The following is a 20,217-nucleotide window of genomic DNA, read 5'->3' on the forward strand; positions in this document are numbered from 1 at the left end:
CGCCCGTCAGCGGCTGACCTTGCCCATCAGGGACGCGATGGGCCGCAGGAACAGCGGGCGCGCCAGGAACCAGGCGGCCACCATGACCACCACCGAGGCGAGGAACACCCAGAAACCCAACCACCCGTCGTCGTCGCGCACGGCGTACATGTGGTTGAGGTTGCGCAGGGCTCCGGTGGCGAGCACCAGGAAGACGTGCACGGCGATGAAGGCCACGAAGTAGATCATCACCGGGAAGTGGACGGCGCGCGCCCAATCGATGGGGAACGCCTTGTTGAGGCCGGCAGCCTTCTTGGGCCAGGCACCGGACATCCGCAGGCCCGTGATGAACGCCAGCGGAGCGGCAATGAAGACTGTGGCGAAGTAGGACAGCAACTGCAGCGCGTTGTAGTTGACCCAGCCGTTCTCGGTAGGCCAGTCCAGGGACGCGTACTGCAGTGCCGCGGAGAGCGCGTTGGGGAAGACGTCCCAGCTGGTGGGCACGATCCGCATCCACTGGCCGGTGGCGAAAAGCAGCACCGCAAACACCAGGCCGTTGAGGATCCACAAGACATCCAGCGTCAGGTGGAACCACAGCTCAAGGCTGATTTTGGTGGGCGGGTTCTTCGTCTTGATCAGGCCCTTGTTGTTCCGTGTCCAGTGCCCGCTGGGGCGGGTAGTGGTCCGCACCTGCCATCCGGTACGGATGATCAGCAGCAGGAAGAACGCATTCAGGAAGTGCTGCCAGGCAAGCCAGGCGGGAAAGCCCACGGGGGCATTGTCCGGAAGCTCCGAATGGCCCGGATAGTCAGCCACGAAGGAAGCGACGGCGGGCAGCCCCATCAGCCACCTGGCAACCAGCACCACCAGGACCAGCCCTCCGAGGACGGCAGGCACCCCCCAGTAGAGTCGCGACCGCTGACCCGCCGCGGTACGGGGCTTCTTCGTGGGTGTGGACATCGAACAACATTCCTCTCGAGAATGACTGGCCAAGTGCTCACGGCGTGTGAGGCTCTGCGAAAGAGAATACTAGGAACTGCACGTATCCACGGAAAAAAGAAGACCCCGGCCGGCTGGTAGCCGGTCAGGGTCTTCACATAGTTGCGGGGACAGGATTTGAACCTGTGACCTCTGGGTTATGAGCCCAGCGAGCTACCGAACTGCTCCACCCCGCGTCGCTGAAACAACACTACCCTAGTTTTCCGGCCGCGTTTTCCACTCGGGAATTTTCGCCTGGGTCGGCAGGAAGTCCCCGGGGCTTAAACAAAAAACATCCGGACACTGTTTCCAGTGTCCGGATGCTTCCATCAGTTGCGGGGACAGGATTTGAACCTGTGACCTCTGGGTTATGAGCCCAGCGAGCTACCGAACTGCTCCACCCCGCGTCGCAAGAACTACTTTACCGGTCCGTGAACACGAGGCCAAATCGTGGAAGCGTGACCTCCGTCTCGCCAACGCAAACGGCACCTGCCCCGAAGGAGCAGGTGCCGTTGTCCGCCGTCGTGATCAGCTGGTGGCTGAGGGTGACGGGCTCGCTTCAGGCGCATCGGTGGCTGCCGGCGCGGGCGTGGCCTCGGGTGCGGCAACCGGTATCTTGGCTTCCGCAGCCACGGCCTTCTGGAGGGCAGCTGCGATCTTCCTCTGCGCTTCGCCATAGGCTGCGAAGTCCCCTGCAGCTAGAGCCGACTGGCCCTCCCGGATCGCCGCATTCGCTTCATCCAGTGCGGCCTTCAGCTCAGCCTTGGCGTCAGCTCCCGCAGGCGTTCCCGGCGCAGCCGGATCTACCGGGGTCTGTCCGTTGTTGTCCGAATCGCCCGCGGCAGCCCCGGAGTCTCCTCCGAACAGCTGCTTCAGTGCCTCGTCCAGGGTGGGGGCGAAGCCCACCTTGTCGCCGAATGCCACCAGGACGCGCTGCAGTGTGGGGTACGACGTTTCGCCGGTCGACTTGAGGTAGACAGGCTGGACGTACAGGATGCCGCCGCCTACCGGAAGCGTCAGCAGGTTGCCGTTGAGCACTTCAGACGCTCCCTGGCGCAGCAGGTTGAGGGCCTGCGAAACCGTGGGATCGGAGTTGAACTTGTTTTGCGCCTGGCCGGGACCCGGCACCTGGATCTCCGGCGGGATCTGCAGCAGCCTCAGCTTGCCGTAGCTCTCCGCCTTCACACCCGCCTCGTTCCCGGCATCCGAGTCAGCGGCAAGGAAGCCATAGAGCACGTTGCGTGCGTTCCCGTTGACAATCTGCGGGATGAACGACGACGTCAGCTGGAAGGCGGGCTTGTCCTGGTCCGGCATCTGGAGGGACATGTAGAACGGCGGCTGCTTAACGCCGCTGTTGGATTCAACGGTGGGATCCGCCGGCACGCTCCAGACATCTTTGGTCTGGTAGAACGTGGACGGATCGGTCACGTGGTACTCCCCCAAGAGCTGGCGCTGGACCTTGAACAGGTCCTCCGGGTACCGGACGTGGCTCATGACATCGCCGGACATCTCCGAGAAAGGCTTGAGAGAGGCCGGGAACACCTTCTGCCAGGACTTCAGCAGCGGGTCCTGGTCGTCCCAGGCGTACAGGGTGACCGAACCGTCGTATGCATCAACGGTGGCCTTCACCGAGTTCCGGATGTAATTGACGGTGCTGTTGGGCAAGGCAACCGCGCGGCCGGACGTGGTCTGGGTGTCCGCCGTGGCATCGGAAAGCCGCTCCTGCTGGGAGTACGGGTAGAACTGGCTGGTGGTGTAGCCATCCACGATCCATTTGACGCGGCCGTCCACCACTGCCGGATAAGCGTTCCCATCGACGGTCAGGTACGGGGCAACCTTTTCCACGCGCTCACGGGGACTGCGGTCATACAGGATCTGCGACTCGGGGTTGACGCCGTCCGAAAGCAGCAGGTCCGAGGACTGGAACTTGATGGAGTAGAGCACGCGGTTGAAGAACGTGCCCACGTTGGGGCCGCCGTTGCCTTCAAAGGTGTACTGGTTGTCCCCCTCGCCTTCCCTGCCCGACGGCCGGTCCTGCTCGCGGGCTGGGGCGCCGTCCGGCGCGCCAACGATCGAGTAGTCGGGAGAGGATTCACCGAAGTAGATTCGGGGCTCATAGGTTGAATCGTCACCCAGGACACCCGTTGACGGAATACCCGACTGCAGGAATTCCGGCTTGCCGTCCACGGTGAACTTGTTGCCCTTTGCAGCCACAACACCGTAGCCATGGGTGTACACAACATGCTGGTTGAGCCAGCCCTGCTGGTTGGTTGCCACGTTGGCGGGGTTGAGTTCGCGGACCGCGATCACGGTGTCCTGGATCTTGCCGTCCACCTCATACCGGTCCACATTGAGGGCTTCCGGGAACTGGTAGTAGGGGCGGTACTGCTCAAGCTGGGAGAACGCATCCGAAATCAGGTTCGGGTCCAGCAACCGGATGTTTGCCGTGGTCTGGGCATCGGGCGCGAGGGCTCCGGTGCTGGCCGTGTTGGTGGCGTTGTAGCGGTCCACCTGGATCTTGTCCAGGCCGTAGGCCTCACGCGTGTTGTTGATATTGCGCTGGATGTATTCCTTTTCCAGCGTCTCCTCCGAGGGACGAACCTGGAACTGCTGGATCACCCACGGGTAGACACCGCCGGCCAGGATGGACGTGATGACCAGCATGGCGGTTCCGATAACCGGCAGCCGCCACTTGCCGATGATGGCAGCGACAACGAACAGGACGGCAACGAGCACCGCCGCCACGGCGAGGATGGCCTTCGTGGGAATGACGGCGTTGACATCCGTGTACAGGGCGCCGGCCCAGCGTCCGCTGTTGCTCTGCACCGCAGTGAAGCGGTCCAGCCAGAAGTTAAGTCCCAGAAGCACCAGGAAGGACGCGCCGGCGACGGCGATATGGATCTGTGCGGCCCGGCTGGTGAAAACGCCGCGTTCCATCAGGCGGATGCTGCCGTAGAGGTAATGCGTCAGGATGCCCGCGATCCCGGCAATCACCACAACGCTGATCAGGAAGCCGGTCACGAAACCAAAAAACGGGAGCGACATCAGGTAGAAGCTGATGTCCATACCAAATTCGGGGTCTTGTTTTCCGAAGGGCTCCTGGTTGAAGAACAGGAGCACCTTCTGCCACTGGCTGGCTGCGGCGCTGCCGGCGAAGAGCCCGAAGAGGACGGGGAGCCCGATCATGACAACGCGCCGGACGGGTTCCAGCTGCGCCTGGTAGCGGTTCAGGTTGTCCCTGATCTCGGAGTCGGGCGCGTACACCGGGCGGGCGTTGTACGCGATGCGGATCGCGAAGAACACCGCCAGGAACATGATGGCGAAACCGGCGGCAAAGATACCGATCCGGACCAGGTTCTCGGTGACGAAGACCTCGATGAACCCCAACTGCCGGTACCAGAGGACGTCGGTCCAGACGTTGGCAAAGAAGATGAAGCCCACTACCACCAGGGCAACAACGATCAAGGTGGGCGTCAACGCCCCGCGTCGTGAAGGGGGCCTGCCTGTGGACATGGTGCTGGCGGGACGGGACAAACTGGGTACCTCATAGCTGGTCGTCAGATAAATCAGAGCGTGCGTGCGTGCGACGTCCGGCACCGGTCAAACGGCCGGTTTCGTCCGTCATATTTGCCACGAGTGGCGGTAGAGCTTAGTTCCTGTCGAGTCTAGTTGCGCCCAGTCTAGTTGCCCGGGCAGGCCGGAAGGCCGGACGTGTCCTGACCGTTACCTGCACGTTCGACGGCGTCGCGCGCCTCTGCCAGGGTCTCCACCCGGACTACCTGCAGCCCGTCGGGGATGTGCCCTGCTACTTCCTGGCAGTTCGCGGCGGGGGCAAGGAACAACGTTGCTCCCGCGGCCCGGGCCCCCTGCAGTTTCTGTTCGATGCCGCCGATGGGGCCCACGAGGCCGTCCGGGGAGATGGTTCCGGTCCCTGCGATGTGCTTGCCGCCCGTCAGGTCTCCCGGTGTGACGGTGTCGATGATCCCCAGGGAGAACATCAGCCCCGCGCTGGGACCGCCGACTTTCTCCAGCGAGATCTCGACGTCGAAGGGGAAGGTGAACAGGTATTTGAGCATTACTCCGAGGATGAAGCGGCCCTCGCCGTTGTCCTTGGGGGTGATGGTTTCGGTGACGGACTTCCCGTCACGCTCCACTGCCACAGAGACCGGCACGCCGTTTCCCGCGGCCAGTTCCTCCTGGACGACCGCCAGCGAGGTGATGTCCTTGCCGTTAATGGACTTCAGGATGTCGCCGGGCTGGATCTTTCCGTCCGAGGCCGAATTCTCGGAGAGGCCGGCGGCCTGCAGCTGCTGCCCGAACGGGATATCAAGCTCTTTGAGGGCAGAAGCTACGGCGTTCTCCTGTGACGTGGTCATCGCCACGGAACTCTGTTCCTCTGCCTCTTCCCTGGTGGTGCCCGTGGGATAAAGCAGTTCCACGGGGTGCACGGCTTTGGAAGGGTCAACCCACGCCGAAAACGCATCCAGGATGCTGACCGGGCCGTTGGGGCCGCCGTCCACGTAGACCGTGGTCAGGTCCAGGTTTCCCTTGGCCGGGTAGGTTTCCCGGCCGCTGATGCTGATGACCGGGCTCCCCTGGCTTTCGCCCAGGGTGTTGTACGTCGGGCCGGGCGACTCCACGACGTAGGGAACGGGGAGGGTGCCCACGGCAATTCCCAGGCCCAGCGCCGACATTCCCGCGAGCAGCATCGCCGACACTTTCCTGTCCCGGGGAGCGCGTTCCGGAGCGGGCGCACCGCCCGCCGTGCCGTCGTCGGCCCTTTCCTCATGGGCGGACGTGCCCGGCACGCGTGTTTCGCCTGTTTGCGCAGGCAGGCCGCGGGTGAAGAGCTCAGGAGCGTGGTCGTCTGAGGGGTGGCCGCCACGGGTTGTAGTCACCCAACCAAGACTACGCGGTGCCGGTGGATGCCAGCTCTTTGCCTAGAGCGAACGACGACGCCGTCCGGCAGACAGCCGACCATGGCCGGGGTACCGTGAAGGTTGACAGCCACACCGACGATCGGCGGGATCATGACCTCCAATCCACTCAATCCGTCCAACGGCGACGACACCCCCAAGGATCCGTTGACCGAGATGCTGCAGAACCTGATGGGCGGCAAGGGGATGGAGAATTTCGACCCCGCTGAACTGGCCAAGGCTGCGGGGCTTCCGAACGACCCCAACCTGCTGGCGCAGATGTTCTCCCAGGTGCAGGCAATGATGAGCGCCCCTTCGGAGGGGCCCGTCAACTGGCAGCTTGCCCACGACAACGCCCGCCGTGTTGCCGCGAGCGGCAGCGACCCTTCGGTAACGTCCCAGCAGTCACGCGAGGTTGATGAGGCCCTCCGCCTTGCGGAGCTGTGGCTGGACCCCGTCACGGACCTTCCCGCCACGGGCCTGATCGGCCGGGCCTGGTCCCGGGCGGAATGGGTAGAGGCCACGCTGGGCACCTGGAAGCGGCTGACCGAGCCGGTGGCCAACAGCATCGCAAATGCGCTGTCCTCGGCCATGACGGAGCAGATGCCCGAGGAAATGAAGTCCATGATGGGCGGGGCGTCCTCGATGCTCCAGAACATGGGCGGCGCCATCTTCGGCATGCAGTTGGGCCAGGCCATCGGTGCCCTCTCCGCTGATGTGGTCAGTTCCACCGACATCGGGGTCCCCCTTGCGGACCTGGAGATGGCTCTGCTGCCGGCCAACGTCGCGGCGTTCGGGGAGGGCCTGTCCCTGCCCGAGAACGACATCCGGCTCTTCCTCGCAGTGCGGGAAGCCGCCCACGCACGGCTGTTCGTCCAGGTTCCTTGGCTCCGCGGACACCTGCTGGGTGCCATCGAGGCGTACGCCCGCGGTATCCACATCGACACCTCGCGAATCGAGGAACTTGCACGGGACCTTGACCCCAGCAACCCGGAAGGCATCCAGGAGGCCCTGTCGCAGGGTGTCTTCATGCCGCAGCGGACGCCGGCGCAGGACCAGGCCCTCGAAAAGCTGGAGACCGCCCTGGCGCTGGTGGAGGGCTGGGTGGACGAGCTCACTGCCGCGGCCACCGAGAACCTGCTGCCGTCCGCGGGCGCGCTGCGGGAGACCGTGCGGCGCCGGCGGGCAACCGGCGGTCCGGCGGAGCACGCCTTTGCCTCCCTGGTGGGGCTGGAGCTGCGGCCCCGCAGGCTGCGCGACGCCGCCACGTTGTGGGCCACCCTCAAGGAAGAACGCGGCATCGAGGGCCGCGACGCCATCTGGCACCACCCGGACCTGCTGCCCACTGCCGAGGACCTGGACGATCCCAAGGGCTTCAGCGGGCGCCGCAAGCTGGCAGAAGCAAGTGACAGCGAAGTGGACGACGCTTTGCAGAAGCTCCTCAGCGGCGGCTTCGACTCCCCGCCGGAAGCGGAAGAAGGCAGTGGCGCCGGCGGACAGGACGGCACTGCAAAGAAGGACGACGGCGGGCGTCCCGACGACGAGGGCAGTGAGGGCCAGGAGGGCCAGGAGGGCCAGCCGAAAGGCTAGGACCCCGCCCCGGCGGTGGCTGCCGGCAGTACGGATTCAGTCAGCGTCGGGGTCTGCCATGCCGCGTCCGGTGGCAAAGGAAACACCCTCAAGGAACGCCTTGGCCCGCTGCGTCTCCGGGTACGCCTCGAGCAGCTGCCAGAAGGCAGCGTTGTGCGCAGCCACCAGCAAGTGGGCGAGCTCATGGAGCAGGACGTAATCGATCACCCACTGGGGCATGGGACGCAGTTTGTCCGAGAGCCTGATGGTTCCCTCTGCCGGAGTGGCAGAACCCCAACGCGAGTTCTGGTTGCTGACCCAGCGCACCGACGTCGGTACGGCGCGTCCCCCCAGGTACTTGGCAGACAATTGAGCCGCATGTTCCGCGAGGGCAGCGTCCGTGGCCGGCCGCCTCCTGCCCGCTGCCGCCCGCCGCTCCCCCTGGCGCTGCAGCTTTGCCACCATCTTGTGCACCCATTCGGCTTCCTGGGCAGCAGTGAACCGGGCGGGTATCGCGACCACCGCGGTTCCGTTCTCCCAGAACGCGGCTACGGTGCGGGTGCGCCGGGACGAACGCCGGACCACTACAGGCGCGCCGTCCTCCGTGGTGATGGAAGCAGCAGCCGCCACCTTATGCCCCGCGAAGTGGCCGGCCATTACAGCGACGTGCTTTCCGTCAGGACACGCAGGACGTCTTCCCCATACCGTTCAAGCTTTGCAGGTCCCACCCCTGCCAGCCGGGCGAGCTCTTCGAGCGACGCTGGGCGTGCTTCGGCAATGGCCGTCAGGGTTGCGTCGGTGAACACCACGAATGCGGGCACCTCGGCGGAGAGGGCAACCTCCCGGCGCCAGTTACGGAGGGCGTCGAAGGTTTGTTCCTCGTAGCCCGGCGGGCAGGAGTTGCACCGGCCCACTTTGCGTTCCGCCCCGGTGCCGAGCATGCTTCCGCAGACCCTGCACATGGCGGGAGCGGCGGCTTTCCTGCGGGTCACCGTCACCTTCCCCCGGGTGCTTGAACTGGCCACGGAGTCGGGACGCAATCCATCAAGGAACCTTGAGGGTTTGCGGTTGGCGCGGCCGCCCGGGGTCCGGGCGGTGGACCATGACAGGGACAGGTGTTCACGTGCCCGGGTGATTCCCACGTACAGGAGCCGGCGTTCCTCGTCCACCGATTCCGGGGAGTCGGCAAACGAAATGGGCATCAGCCCTTCACTGAGCCCCACCAGGAAGACGGCGTCCCATTCCAGGCCCTTGGCTGCGTGGAGGGAGGCAAGAGTTACACCCTGGACGGTGGGGGCGTGCTGCGCCAGGGAACGTTCCTGGAGTTCGTTGACGAAGTCGGCCAGGCTGAACTGTGTGCCCCGTACCTGGACCAGTTCATCCGCAAGGGCAACCAGCGCGGCCAGAGACTCCCAGCGCTCCCGGAGGGCCCCGCCGCTGTGCGGGGCCGCATCCGTGTAGCCAAGCGAGGAGACGATGTCGCGGACCAGCTGCCCGAGCGGCTGGGGGGAGTCCGTCTCGGCGACGGCCCGGGTGGCCGCGCGCAGCTGCAGGATGGCGTCGCGCACCTCCTTGCGGGCAAAGAACCGTTCACCGCCGCGCAGCTGGTAGCCGATGCCGGCGGCGGCGAGGGCCTGTTCGTATGCCTCGGACTGGCCGTTGGTGCGGAACAGGACAGCAACCTCGCTGGCGGGTGTCCCGGCGTCGAGCAGTGCCTTGATCTTTTGGGCAACCGTGGCGGCCTCCGCCTCGTCATCCGCACATTCCGTAAACTGCGGCGCCGGGCCTGCCGGCCGCTGGGCCACAAGCTGCAGGGGCGAGGCCCAGGCGGCGTCGGCCACGGGACCTCCGCTGCGCCTGCCCGCTAAAAGGTCGTTCGCGAGCTTCACCACCTGAGGCGTGGAGCGGTAGTCCCGGATGAGCTTGACCACGTTGGCCTGCGGATAGCGGGCTTTGAACTCCAGCAGGTGCTTAGGGGAAGCTCCGGTGAACGAATAGATGGTCTGGCTTGCGTCTCCAACAACGCAGAGCTCGTCGCGGCCGCCCAGCCAGAGTTCCAGGAGCCGCTGCTGCAAGGGGGAAACGTCCTGGTACTCGTCCACCACGAAGTGGCGGTACTGCTCACGGACGGTGGCAGCGACCTTCTCGTCCTCCTGGAGAATTCCCACCGTGATCAGCAGGACGTCCTCGAAGTCAATGACGTTGCGGTCGGTCTTGACGTCCTCGTAGGACTGGAAGACACGGGCTACGGCGGTGAGGTCGAAGCCGCCCGGGGCTCCCCTGTCCTGCGCGTTTTCCAGGTAGTTTGCCGGCGTGAGCATGGACACCTTGGCCCATTCGATCTCCGAGGCGAGGTCGCGGATGGAAGCCCTGTCGGTGCTGAGCCGGAGCCGCCGGGCGGCCTCGGCCAGCATCTGGGCTTTGTGGTCCAGCAGGTTGGGCAGGGTACCGCCAACAGCCTGCGGCCAGAAAAACTGCAGCTGGCGCAGCGCCGCGGCATGGAAGGTGCGCGCCTGAACGTTTCCCGCTCCAAGGTCACGCAGCCGGCTGCGCATCTCGGCCGCAGCGCGGGCCGTGAAAGTCACGGCCAGCAGCCGCTGCGGCGAGTAGACGCCGGAATGGACGCCGTAGGCGATGCGGTGGGTGATGGCGCGGGTCTTTCCGGTCCCCGCCCCGGCCAGGACGCACAGCGGCCCGCTCAGGGTGCTGGCCACCTCCCGCTGCTCCGCGTCCAGGCCTCCCAGGATGCGGTCCTCAAGGGATGCTGCCCCGTCAAATTGTTCTGTAGTCACTTCTGCTGCTCTTTGTCTCGACTACCGCGTGCTGGAGTCTGGTGGATTCGTGGTGGGTCAGGCCTCGGCCAGGTCCCGGATGCGTCCGCCATACCAGTGCTCTATCAGCGAGCGGGCAATGGAAAGCCGGCTCGAAATGGTGATATCGCCGGCGAGTACAGCCTCCTGGAGTTCCTCCCGGCTGAACCAGCGCGCCCTGGTGACCTCAACGCCGTCGGGCCTTGCCTCGGCGTCTTCGGTGACGGCGGTAAATCCAAGCATAAGGGAGGCCGGGAACGGCCACGACTGCGATCCGAGGTACTGGCATGCGGTCACCCGGACTCCCACCTCCTCATAAATCTCGCGGACCACGGCCTGTTCGAGTGATTCCCCGGGCTCCACGAAGCCGGCCAGCGTCGAATAGTTCCTGGCGTCCAGCGGACCGCCGCCGCCCAGCAGCAGCCGTCCGTCCGGACCCACAACGGTAACGATGATGGCCGGGTCTGTCCGTGGGTAGTGTTCCGAGGAATCCGCAGGACACCGGCGGACCCAGCCGCCGGCCTCGACCTCGGTGGGGGTACCGCAGCGCGGGCAGTGGGTGTGCCCGGCGTGCCAGTTGGTGATGGCACTGGCCTCCACAAAGAGGGCAGTGTGTGTGGCGCTCAGCCCCGCTGCGACCTCGCGGAAGCCGGCCCAGCGGGAATCGGACGGGATCCCGGCTGTACCCGGAGCAACCTGCTCCGGGAGCACATAAAGCAGGAGCCCCGTTCCAGCCGGCAGATCCGAATCCGGAAGCGCGGAGCCCAGGTAGATGACCAGTTCAGGCGCCGACCCGGCTGCCGTGAGCTCCTGGAGCAACGGCTGTGCGGCGGCTACGCACAGGCCGCCGCCCTGCACCAGGCCCTGCCGCCCGGACAGCACAACCGCCAGCGTTCCGGGACTGGCCAGTTGTTCGTCCACCATCCCCGGCGCCGTCCGGACGGCCGACCCGCGGTCCACCAGCGCCGGCCTGACGGGGAGGAGGGTGTCCATGAGGTGGTTCGCAGGCAGCGTTGCCGGCTGCCCCTGGTAGACCGGTGTAACAGACTCCGCATGGCTCATAGGTCCACCGTACTGACTGGGGCTGACAAATGACATTTCCAGCCGGCACACCGCTGCACCACCCCCCTATTTGCAGGTATCTCAAGACTCGCCGCCGCCGGACCGGCCTCCCGGCCCGCAGGCAATCTACCGTTGAAAGGTGAGAAGAAAAGCGATTGAACTGGCAGCCGTTGCAACCGCGGCAGTCCCCGGGCTGACCCCGACGGCAGTTAGCTCTGCCCCGGACGACCCCGCGGACTTCGACTCAGCGCTGCTCCTCGACTCGGAAGGGAAGCGCTGGCGGGTCAGGTCGCCGCGCCACGCCGAGGCCAGCGCCCGCCTGGAAACAGAATTCCTGGTGCTGCGCGCCTTCGCGCCGGCCATCCGCGCCGAACTGCCCTTCCTGATGCCCACGGTCGCAGGCAGCGTGCGCCTGGGAAGCCTGAGCACGTTCGTGTACTCGCATCTGGGCGGCAGCACCCGCAGCGTTGAGGAACTGACGGCTGGGCCGGATGCCCTGGCCCGGGAAATCGGCGTGGCGCTGGCAGCCATCCACGATCTGCCCCGCGCGATCGTCAGCAATGCCGACCTGCCCAGCTATACCCCCAACGAATTCCGGCAGCGCAGGCTGAACGAGCTGGACCAGGCCGCCACCACCGGAAAGATTCCTCCGGCCCTGCTGCTGCGCTGGGAGCACGCACTTGAGGACGTGTCCTTGTGGCGCTTCAATCCCTCCGTGGTGCACGGGGACCTGCATGAGGACAACCTTCTCGTGGAGGGCTCCCGGGTCACCGCCGTGACCGGCTGGACAGACCTCCGCATCGGCGACCCCGCCGACGACTTTGCCTGGCTCGTGGCATCCAACGAGCAGGACTTCGTGGACGCCGTCCTGGCCGCTTACACCGCCGGCCGCCGCGACAAGCCCGACAAGCACCTGCTTCGGCGGGCAGCGTTGTCGGCAGAATTCGCCCTGGCCCAGTACCTGGTCAAGGGCATCGCGGCCGGCGATGCCACCATGGTGGCGGAGGCGGAGGAGATGCTGGCCACCCTGGCCAGCGACATTGCAGAGCACGGCGGGCAGCCCATCAGCGTTGAGCCCCTTCCGTCCCCGGCGGCTGCCACGGTCCCCGCCGCGGCTGCGCCGGCTTCCGTGGAACCTGCCGCGGGGGCGGGGGCTGGCCCCGGGTTACGGGCGGCCGGCGGCGATGTGCCGGCAGCGGCGCCTCCGGTCACCGTCTTTCCGGTACCGGCAGTTCAGCCGGCCGTACACGTGACCCCTATCCCCGTCGACCAAACACCTGCGCCTGCGCCTGCAACTCCCCCGGCCGGCACCGGGGGCGGCGCCGGCGACGCACCAGGCGGTCCGGATGACACGTCGACGGCTGCCCTCACCATTATTGAGGCCAACAAGCGCTAGCCGCGGGGCGCGAGACAGCTAAAGGACGTTCACGACGCACCGTTCAGGCAGAGGTGAAGGCAGCCGCCACCATCTCCTCCAGCTGGTCAGCGGATGCGAGGTCATGCGGCCGCACAATCTCGTTGTCTGCGACGTAGAAGAAGGCCGCCCGGACATCCTCCAGTGGCACGCCTTTCAGCCGCGACCACGCCAGCCGGTAGACGGCAAGCTGCACCGCCCGGGTCCGCAACTGGGGCCCGGACGGCCGCCGTCCGGTCTTCCAGTCCACCAGGTCCCAGCGGCCGTCCGCGTCCTGGAAGACGGCGTCGATCCGTCCACGGACCACAACGTCACCTACGCGGGTCTCCACCGGGACCTCAACAAAAGCCGGGGAGCGGTGGGCCCACGGGGAGGACCTGAAGGTGGCCACCATGGCGTCGAGGTCGTAGGCCGCATCGATGTGGTCATCGGAACCCGGCGCCTCGCCAAGGTCCAGCATGCCTGCACTCCCGAAGTACTCTTCCACCCACGCGTGGAAGGCTGTTCCCTTCCGTGCCGACATGCCCGGTTCACGCGGCACCGGCCTGCGGAGCCGCCAGAGCACCGCCTCCGGGTCTTCGTTGAGGTCCACAAGTGTGGATGCGGAAATATGGGTGGGAAGGTGCACCTCCTGGGCGGACGACTTCCTTGCCCGGCGTTCCAGCAGCAGTGCTGCTTCCCTCGCCCAGCCGGCAGCCGGACCGCTGAGCTGCGGAGCCGGGACCATCATGAAGTTGTCCTGGCCGGATAGAGCATTCGCGGGCGCTCCGGCATCCGGCAGGGGCAGGGCCCTTCCGTGGTGCATGGACTCCAGGGCAGCTGCCACCCGGGCGGACGCCCGTTCCATGGCATCCCTGCGGCCCGTGGCAAGGCGGAGGCGCCCACCCGTCCGGGGATCCACCGGCCCCTCCAAGGGATCGTAGGGCCAGCCGGCCACCTCCACATCGAGGGTCAGCGGGCTGGCCTCCGGCAACGAAGCCTCCTCCACAGACCGCGGGTGGATGCCTGCCTGCACCGGGAGACCTTCGCGGGCCGGCGCAGCCAATGACTCCAGCTCGGCCAGGAACTGTGACATGTCGGCCCGCCCGGACCTCGACCCCACCCAGGCTGCGCTGGACGCCCAGAGGACGTGCTTGGCCCGGGTGTACGCCACGTAGGCCAGGCGGCGTTCCTCCGACTCCCCGTGCGCCTGGACGGCTGCCTTGAAGTCCTTTTCCGCGTCCAGCCATCCTTTTTGGTCCGGCTGGTCCAAGTCCCACTGGGGCAGGTCTGCCCGGTCGCCGCGCAGCGGCCAGGGCAGGGCCGCGGATCCGCTGCTCCAGCGCGAGTCACGGTCGCTGGGAAAGTCCTTGGCATTCAGGCCCGGAACAAAGACAACATCCCATTCCAGCCCTTTGGAGGCATGCACGGTGAGCAGCTGGACCGCCTCACGGTTGACATCGCTTGGCGGTGCTTCCAGGCCGTTTTCTTCAGCTGATGCCGCTTCCAGCCAGGACAGGAAGGCGAGGATGTCCACGCGCTGTGAGGTGCGCAGGAAGCCGGCCGCTGCATCCTGGAAGGCGTCAAGGTTCCGGCGGGCCTGGTGGATGCTGATGCCCGGCCTGGCGGCGACCTCGATATCAAGGAGCATGGCCCTCTCCACTTCTCCCAGCAGCGTGGTGAGGTCGTCCCCCAGGTAGCCCCGGAGCTGCCGCAGCTCCGCCGAAAGCCGAAGCATCCGTCCGCGTGCGGCCGGGGTGAGGGACCTGCCGTTCGATGAGGTCCACCCCTCGCGCGGCAGCCAGTCCAGGGCTTCAACGAGGCTGGCGGTGTCCGTCAGGTCGCCTTCCAGGACGGCCGGTTCGGCATCCGGGACGGTGTCATCGACCGCTCCGGCCTGGCCGCGTCTCCGGGCGAGCTGGCTGGACCAGTCCCTCAGCGCCATCAAATCTGCCGGGCCTATCCGCCAGCGGGCCCCAGCGAGCAGGCGCATCAGCGCGTCGGAGCGGCCGGGGTCGGCGAGGACGCGCAGGGTGGCCACCAGATCCACGATTTCCGGGGTATCGAGGAGGCCGCCGAGACCGACAATCTCGTAGGCGATGCCTCGGGCCTCCAGCTGGCGCCGGATGGGTTCCATTTGCGCACGGCGCCGGCACAGCACGGCGATGGCGGGCGGAACCGGGGAACCGTCGGGCTTGAGCTCAAAGTCCGTCACACGGTATTTGAGGATGTCGTCAGCGAGCGCGGCAGCTTCGTCCACGTCGCTGGCAAACCGGCCCAGCACCACGGATCCTGCCGCCGCGTGCGGACTGGGCTGCAGCGGCGGAACTTCGGGGGCCACGGCCCCTCCCCCGCCGGCGGGGCCGCGCTGCGCGGCCGCCCGTCCCAGGGACTCGGACATGACGTTGGCCGCGGCCAGGATCGAGCGGCCGTTCCGCCAGGCCGTCGTCAGGTAGGACGTCGGCGCAGGAGCCCAGGTCCCGGTGTCCTCCGCTGGACGCTCCCCCGCGGCGCCTTCTTCCGACCCCTGGGGGGCCGTCTCCAGCCTCACCGGAAACTCCCGGACAAAATGGAAGAGCTGCCCGGCCGAGGCTCCGCGGAATCCGTAGATCGACTGGTTGGGATCACCCACGGCCGTCACCGCATGTCCGCCGCCGAAGAGCCTTGAAAACAGGACGAGCTGGGCGTGGGACGTATCCTGGAACTCGTCCAGCAGCACCACCTTGTAGCGCTGCCGCTCCATCTGCGCAGCCAGGGGGACTTCGCGTGCCACTCGGGCAGCGAGGGCCACCAGGTCGCCGAAGTCCAGCGCACCGCGGGCCCTCTTGGCCGCTGCATAGCGTCCCACCATGTCGGCCACGGAAGCCCTGGTCCGCAACATTCCGGCGAGATCGGCCGCTGCCTGCGGGGGATTCTTCTTTTTGTCGGCAAGGTAAGGGAGTGACTCGAAGTCGGACAACCGCGCCATCAGCCAGGCCTCGACGTCCTCGGGTTCCTGAAGGTGCTCGGCGCATTCACCGGCCAGCTGGATGACTGCCTTCACCAGCGTGGACTTTGCTGCCCGGAAATGCCCGTATTCGCCGTCGTAGGCCTCCACGACCTCGCTGGCCAGCTGCCAGGCCTGCGCACCGCCCAGCAGGACCACATCACGCTCCACCCCCAGCCGGAGCCCGTAATCGGAGACGATGCCGCTGGCGAACGAGTGGTAGGTGGACACCTTCGGTTCCAGGGCGTCGCTGCTGAGCAGCCCCTCGGGGAAAACCGTGTGACCCCTTTCCCGGCCAACCTTGTCCTGGGCCATCTTGTCCTGGGCTATCTTGTCCTGGGCAACCAGCCGCTGGAGGGCAGCCAGCTTCGCACGGATGCGCGATGCCAGCTCACCGGCAGCCTTCCGGGTAAAGGTCACACCCAGGACTTCTTCCGGCCTGACCCACCCGTTGGCCACGAGCCACACCACGCGGTCCGCCATGGTGGCTGTCTTCCCCGATCCTGCCCCCGCAATAACCAGGCGCGGGGTCAGCGGCGACGAAATGATCGCCGACTGTTCCGGCGTCGGCACGTTTTTTTCACCCAGCAGCGCGGAAAGCTCTTCCGGGCTGAACCGCGGCCGGGGCGGTGTGGCGGCCGGTGCTGCTTCCCGGGCAGCCAAGGCCGGGGCGCCTGAAGGCCCGGCGGCAAGGGACGACCCCTGCTCTTGCACGTCCTGCATCATTCAGTCACTTGCCTTCCACGCACGCACAACGGACAAACCTCGGGGAGCCGGCAGCCGTGGCCGCCGTGGCTGCCTTTGGATGGATCGTGCCGCGCTTCGAAGGCGCTGCCGCCCATCACCGAAGCTGCATCCTTCACCATGTCCAGGGCCCAGTTGTCCTCCTGATCGATCGGGTCCTGCTGCTGGATGGCCGGATTTTTTGCTCCGGTTCCGAGCTGGGCCAGTACCGCCCCGCCGGGTACCGGTCCCGCCTGGCCGCCCGGACCGTCGTCGAACCCGCCGGCAAGCACCGCTGCCTGGTAGGCACCCAGCTGCGGATGCCGCGCCAGCTCCCCCTTGCCGGGCTGACGTTTCCCCGTCTTCAGGTCCACGATCACCAGACGGCCCTCAGCGTCGATCTCCAGCCGGTCCACCTGGCCGCGCAGGACGGCGTCGCGGTCCGGGGCATCATCAACAGGGACCGTTCCAAGCGCCACCTCGAAATCCTGCTCCACGCCTGCGAGGCTCCTCCCCTCGCTCCGCATCAGGAGGACATACTGGGCCAGCTTTCGCACCATGGACTCGGCACGCTGGAAATCAAGCCTGCCCTCCCAATTGTCCTTCATTCCCAGCGCGGGCCAGCGCCGGACGAGTTCCGCGACGTACTCGGAGCCGGAGGCGTCCGGGAGTTCCTGGGCAATCGCGTGGACCAGGGTGCCCAGGCTCCGTGCGAAGTCGGTGGCAGCCTCACCTCCTGCGGCCTGGACGAACCAGTCGAGCGGTGATTTTTGGACTGTCTCAACTTTTGACGGTGACACGAACACCGTGCCGCCGGGTGGAACCACCGCCGCTTCGGAGCTCAGCGGGGGAAGACCCCACCAGCTCTGCGGATGCGCGCCCGGAACGGGCGGCTCCGCCCTGGCCAGGCGTGCAAGCACCCTGGCCGCTTCCTCCGCCTGCGGAGCGTCATGTCCGTCCAGCTGGGCGTGCTGCCGCAGTTCGGCAACAAGCGCGCGGAGCGTCATGGGACGCTCAACGGGAGTGAAGCCGCGGGTTTCCTGGCCGGGAGCCAGGGGCGCCACATAGTCGAGGAACGAGGACGGCTGGTCGTCTTCGGAGGATACGGCGGTGCAGAGCAGCAGTTCGCGGGCACGGGAGACTGCTGTGGAGAAACTCCGGAGCTCGTCATACCGGATATCGCGAAGCCGGCTTAGGGGATCCCGTTGCAGGGCGTAGCCTGGGCCGTGCTCCACGGCATCGCTGTACAGGGTGCTTCCAAGCAGCTCGCCGCGGAGCCGGGTGTTGGGCCAGACGCCCTCCTGGAGGCCGGCAACAATCACCACCGGCCATTCACGTCCGGCTGCGCTGGCAGGCGTCATCAGCTCGACGGCGTCGTCCACCTGTGCGCGTGCGGCAAGGGTGTCCATGGGCAGCTCCTGGTTCAGGAGATATTCAAGGAACTGCTCAGGACCCGCACCGGGCACCTGGTCAACGTAACGCTCCGCGGTGTGGAAAAGCGCCATCATGGCATCCAGGTCGCGGTCCGCGCGTGCTCCGTGCGGTCCGCCGGAAAGGGCCGTCTCCGTCCAGGCGCCGGCGAGCCCGGTGGAGTTCCAGAGGGCCCAGAGGACTGACTCGGCGTTGGCGCCGGGTTCAGCAGCCGCCCTGCTGCCTGCCTGGATCATGCGTGCCGCCCGGCGTGCGGCGCGGCCCTCGATACCAAGGGTTGACAGCGCATTAGGCTCCAGCAGCGCTTCGACCAGCAGTGCGTCGCTGGTACGGCCTCCGCCGCCCAGGATTTCTTCCCTTCTCAGCGATTGCCGCAACCGGCGGAGCTCGATGGACGTCGCACCGCCGATCCGCGAGGTCAGGAGCGATACTGCGGCTTCGGGGGTGAGCAGTGCCGGGTCCAGCGCGATGGCGAAGGCATCAAGCAGCGGACGGACGGCCACCTCGTCCCGGACAGCGGACTCTGCCACGGGGACACGCACGGCGATCCCCTGTCCGGACAAATACCGCTGGAACTCGCTGACCTGGGCGCCGTTGCGCACAATGACCGCGACGTCGGCCAGGTCACGGCCGTGGTTGATGTGCTGGTCCAGGATCCGCTGGGCCACGTACCGCAGTTCGTGCACGGCGGACGGAACAAGGTGTGCCTCCACTGCCCCTTCCGGGCTGTCGCCGCCGGGCTGGTCGAGGCGCCTGGCAAGCTGGCCGCCCGCCCGCTGGGAGATCCGTCCGGCGACACTTAGCCAGGCTTCGGAAACCCTGGTCCCCTGCCGGTGGGCATACCGCAGCGGACGCTCCACCACAGGCGCCCCCGGCGACAGCAGGTGCGGCAGTTCCGCGACGAGGTCCGGCCTTGCCCCGCGGAAGCCCTGGACGACGGTGTCCGGGCAGAAGGCCACGAAGGAGTCCTTGCCTCCGGCTATGTCGGCCAGCAACTCAAAGACTGCGGGGTTGGCCTCCTGGATGTCGTCCACGAGGATGACCTGCAGGCGCTCCCGTTCCGCGGCCAGGAACGCAGGAAAATCCTGGAACACCTGCCGGGCGGCCGTGATGATCCCGGCGGGGTCGAAAGCCTCCGGCATCCGAAGGTCCAGGACATCCCGGTACTCGGAATACAGCGCGGCAGCGGCAAGCCAGTCAGGCCTGCCGCAGTCACGTCCGAGCCGCACCACGTCCTCCGGAGTGCGCCCTGATTCAATGATCCGGTCAAACAACTGCCGGACTTCCTGCCGGAAGCCGCGCGTTTCCAGCGCCCCCTCCATATCGGCAGGCCAGGGCAGTTCCAGGCCCGGGAGGCGGTGTCCTTCAAGGAGTTCCTTGATGATGAGGTCCTGCTCAGGCCCGGAGAGGAGCCTCGGCGGCCTGGACAAGGAAAGAAGCCCTTCAGCTTTGGCGCGCCTGATGACATCGAAGGCGTAGGACGCCCAGGTACGCGCCGGCGTTGTGCTCAGGCTCCTGTCCAGCCGTGCGGTGAAGCGGTCGCGGAGGGTGTCGGCTGCGAGGCGGCTTGGTGCCAGGATCAGCATGCGCTCTGGATCCACGCCGTCCCGGAACACCCGGCGGACGGCGGCCTCGACGAGGGTGGTGGTCTTACCGGTTCCCGGGGCACCGGGCATCAGTACCGGCCCGGCCCCCTGGGGTACATCAACCGCGGCCTGCTGGTCCGCCGACAGCAGCGGCTCTGCCGCATGGACGTGGCGGGGTGGCAGCAGCTTCAGGCCTGTCGCGGCCGGTCTTCCCTGGCTGCGGTCCGTGCTGCCGGCTCCAGGGCCCGCCGGTGTGTCCGCATCAGGTGCAGGACCTTCCGCGGAATCGTCCCGGTACTCGTCACGTGGGCCGGTGAAGGGCGTTGTTACTGTCACACAGACATTCCATCATCAGCCACCGACAATCCATGCAGCCGCCGCTCCAGCTCCTCGGCAACGGCATCAATCACGTCCAGTTCATCTTCGGCGGGCGCCCACCGGGCGGCCTGAAGATCCACACGCCAGCGTCCTTCCCGGGTCCGCTGGTATTCCAGATAGGCACCAAGGAGGGGCGTCCCCTCGGCAAGGTAGTGGCGGAGGGCCTCTGCCTCGTGCCCGGCAGGTGCATGGCCGCTCGCCTTGAGGATCCGCCACCAGGGCACGCCGCTCCCGTAGTGGCTCATGACGGCGCCCACCTGCCTGGGGCCGCCGGACCCCAGCAGCTCGGCAACGTCGCCGTACGCCACGGCGGATGCGGCGGGCACCAGTTCCACGACGGCCAGCACCGCCTCCACGTACTCAATCCGCATTGATCCAATCTAGCGGCAGTGGCGCTCCACGGAAT

Annotated in this window: 11 protein-coding genes and 2 tRNA genes; 2 read left to right on the top strand and 11 right to left on the bottom strand. The window is 66.8% G+C overall.

What is annotated here, in order from left to right:
* Positions 1–6 precede the first annotated feature (6 nt).
* The 5 genes from AC4BCK_RS13430 to AC4BCK_RS13450 form a co-directional block, all read right to left on the bottom strand.
* On the bottom strand, positions 7–939 hold the full coding sequence (locus AC4BCK_RS13430) for a cytochrome b/b6 domain-containing protein (protein WP_174176395.1): 933 nt from the start codon (positions 937–939) through the stop codon (positions 7–9).
* A 141-nt stretch (positions 940–1,080) separates the two neighbouring features.
* Positions 1,081–1,154: transfer RNA gene (locus AC4BCK_RS13435), tRNA-Met, on the bottom strand.
* Positions 1,155–1,290: 136 nt separating this feature from the next.
* Positions 1,291–1,364 (bottom strand) — tRNA-Met (locus tag AC4BCK_RS13440).
* Positions 1,365–1,485: 121 nt separating this feature from the next.
* Entirely contained in the window at positions 1,486–4,470 is a 2,985-nt protein-coding gene (locus AC4BCK_RS13445) for a UPF0182 family membrane protein (protein WP_490566916.1), read from the bottom strand.
* 167 nt (positions 4,471–4,637) lie between these two features.
* Positions 4,638–5,666: a YlbL family protein gene (locus tag AC4BCK_RS13450; protein WP_490566917.1), complete on the bottom strand. Its 1,029-nt coding sequence runs from the start codon at positions 5,664–5,666 to the stop codon at positions 4,638–4,640.
* 321 nt (positions 5,667–5,987) lie between these two features.
* Between AC4BCK_RS13450 and AC4BCK_RS13455 the strand changes: the two genes are divergently transcribed.
* Positions 5,988–7,463: a zinc-dependent metalloprotease gene (locus AC4BCK_RS13455; protein WP_377085803.1), complete on the top strand. Its 1,476-nt coding sequence runs from the start codon at positions 5,988–5,990 to the stop codon at positions 7,461–7,463.
* Positions 7,464–7,499: 36 nt separating this feature from the next.
* Here the strand turns inward: AC4BCK_RS13455 and AC4BCK_RS13460 are convergent, their stop codons facing one another.
* Genes AC4BCK_RS13460 through nudC form a run of 3 tightly spaced genes read right to left on the bottom strand, consistent with a single transcriptional unit; the run spans position 7,500 to position 11,314 of the window.
* Entirely contained in the window at positions 7,500–8,099 is a 600-nt protein-coding gene (locus AC4BCK_RS13460) for a M48 metallopeptidase family protein (protein ID WP_174176399.1), read from the bottom strand.
* The gene (locus AC4BCK_RS13465) at positions 8,099–10,234 is read right to left on the bottom strand and encodes an ATP-dependent DNA helicase UvrD2 (protein WP_174176400.1); all 2,136 of its coding nucleotides are present in this window, start codon (positions 10,232–10,234) and stop codon (positions 8,099–8,101) included. The genes AC4BCK_RS13460 and AC4BCK_RS13465 overlap by 1 nt, the downstream gene beginning before the upstream one ends.
* Before the next feature lie 57 nt (positions 10,235–10,291).
* Entirely contained in the window at positions 10,292–11,314 is a 1,023-nt protein-coding gene (gene nudC / locus AC4BCK_RS13470) for an NAD(+) diphosphatase (RefSeq protein WP_490566019.1), read from the bottom strand.
* A 139-nt stretch (positions 11,315–11,453) separates the two neighbouring features.
* Here nudC and AC4BCK_RS13475 point away from each other — a divergent pair, with 139 nt between their 5' ends.
* Complete coding sequence (locus AC4BCK_RS13475) at positions 11,454–12,710, top strand: macrolide 2'-phosphotransferase (RefSeq protein ID WP_490566020.1); 1,257 nt, start codon at positions 11,454–11,456, stop codon at positions 12,708–12,710.
* Between the two features lie 43 nt (positions 12,711–12,753).
* Here AC4BCK_RS13475 and AC4BCK_RS13480 read toward each other — a convergent pair whose 3' ends face one another.
* Genes AC4BCK_RS13480 through AC4BCK_RS13490 form a run of 3 tightly spaced genes read right to left on the bottom strand, consistent with a single transcriptional unit; the run spans position 12,754 to position 20,182 of the window.
* A complete protein-coding gene (locus AC4BCK_RS13480; RefSeq protein WP_490566021.1) occupies positions 12,754–16,419 on the bottom strand; it encodes an ATP-dependent helicase in 3,666 nt (1,221 codons plus the stop codon).
* Entirely contained in the window at positions 16,416–19,769 is a 3,354-nt protein-coding gene (locus AC4BCK_RS13485) for an ATP-dependent helicase (RefSeq protein ID WP_377085812.1), read from the bottom strand. Before AC4BCK_RS13485 ends, AC4BCK_RS13480 begins: the two co-directional genes overlap by 4 nt.
* Positions 19,766–20,182, bottom strand: coding sequence for an MGMT family protein (locus AC4BCK_RS13490; protein WP_174176408.1), 417 nt, complete (start codon positions 20,180–20,182; stop codon positions 19,766–19,768). The genes AC4BCK_RS13485 and AC4BCK_RS13490 overlap by 4 nt, the downstream gene beginning before the upstream one ends.
* Positions 20,183–20,217 lie beyond the last annotated feature (35 nt).

It is taken from the genome of Pseudarthrobacter sp. As-47 (genome assembly GCF_058215595.1).

Excerpts from the sequence above, each read along its gene's own strand:
- AC4BCK_RS13430 (WP_174176395.1), bottom strand. The coding sequence starts at position 939 with ATGTCCACACCCACGAAGAAGCCCCGTACCGCGGCGGGTCAGCGGTCG.
- AC4BCK_RS13445 (WP_490566916.1), bottom strand. The coding sequence starts at position 4,470 with ATGTCCACAGGCAGGCCCCCTTCACGACGCGGGGCGTTGACGCCCACC.
- AC4BCK_RS13450 (WP_490566917.1), bottom strand. The coding sequence starts at position 5,666 with ATGCTGCTCGCGGGAATGTCGGCGCTGGGCCTGGGAATTGCCGTGGGC.
- AC4BCK_RS13455 (WP_377085803.1), top strand. The coding sequence starts at position 5,988 with ATGACCTCCAATCCACTCAATCCGTCCAACGGCGACGACACCCCCAAG.
- AC4BCK_RS13460 (WP_174176399.1), bottom strand. The coding sequence starts at position 8,099 with ATGGCCGGCCACTTCGCGGGGCATAAGGTGGCGGCTGCTGCTTCCATC.
- nudC (WP_490566019.1), bottom strand. The coding sequence starts at position 11,314 with ATGAGCCATGCGGAGTCTGTTACACCGGTCTACCAGGGGCAGCCGGCA.
- AC4BCK_RS13480 (WP_490566021.1), bottom strand. The coding sequence starts at position 16,419 with ATGATGCAGGACGTGCAAGAGCAGGGGTCGTCCCTTGCCGCCGGGCCT.
- AC4BCK_RS13490 (WP_174176408.1), bottom strand. The coding sequence starts at position 20,182 with ATGCGGATTGAGTACGTGGAGGCGGTGCTGGCCGTCGTGGAACTGGTG.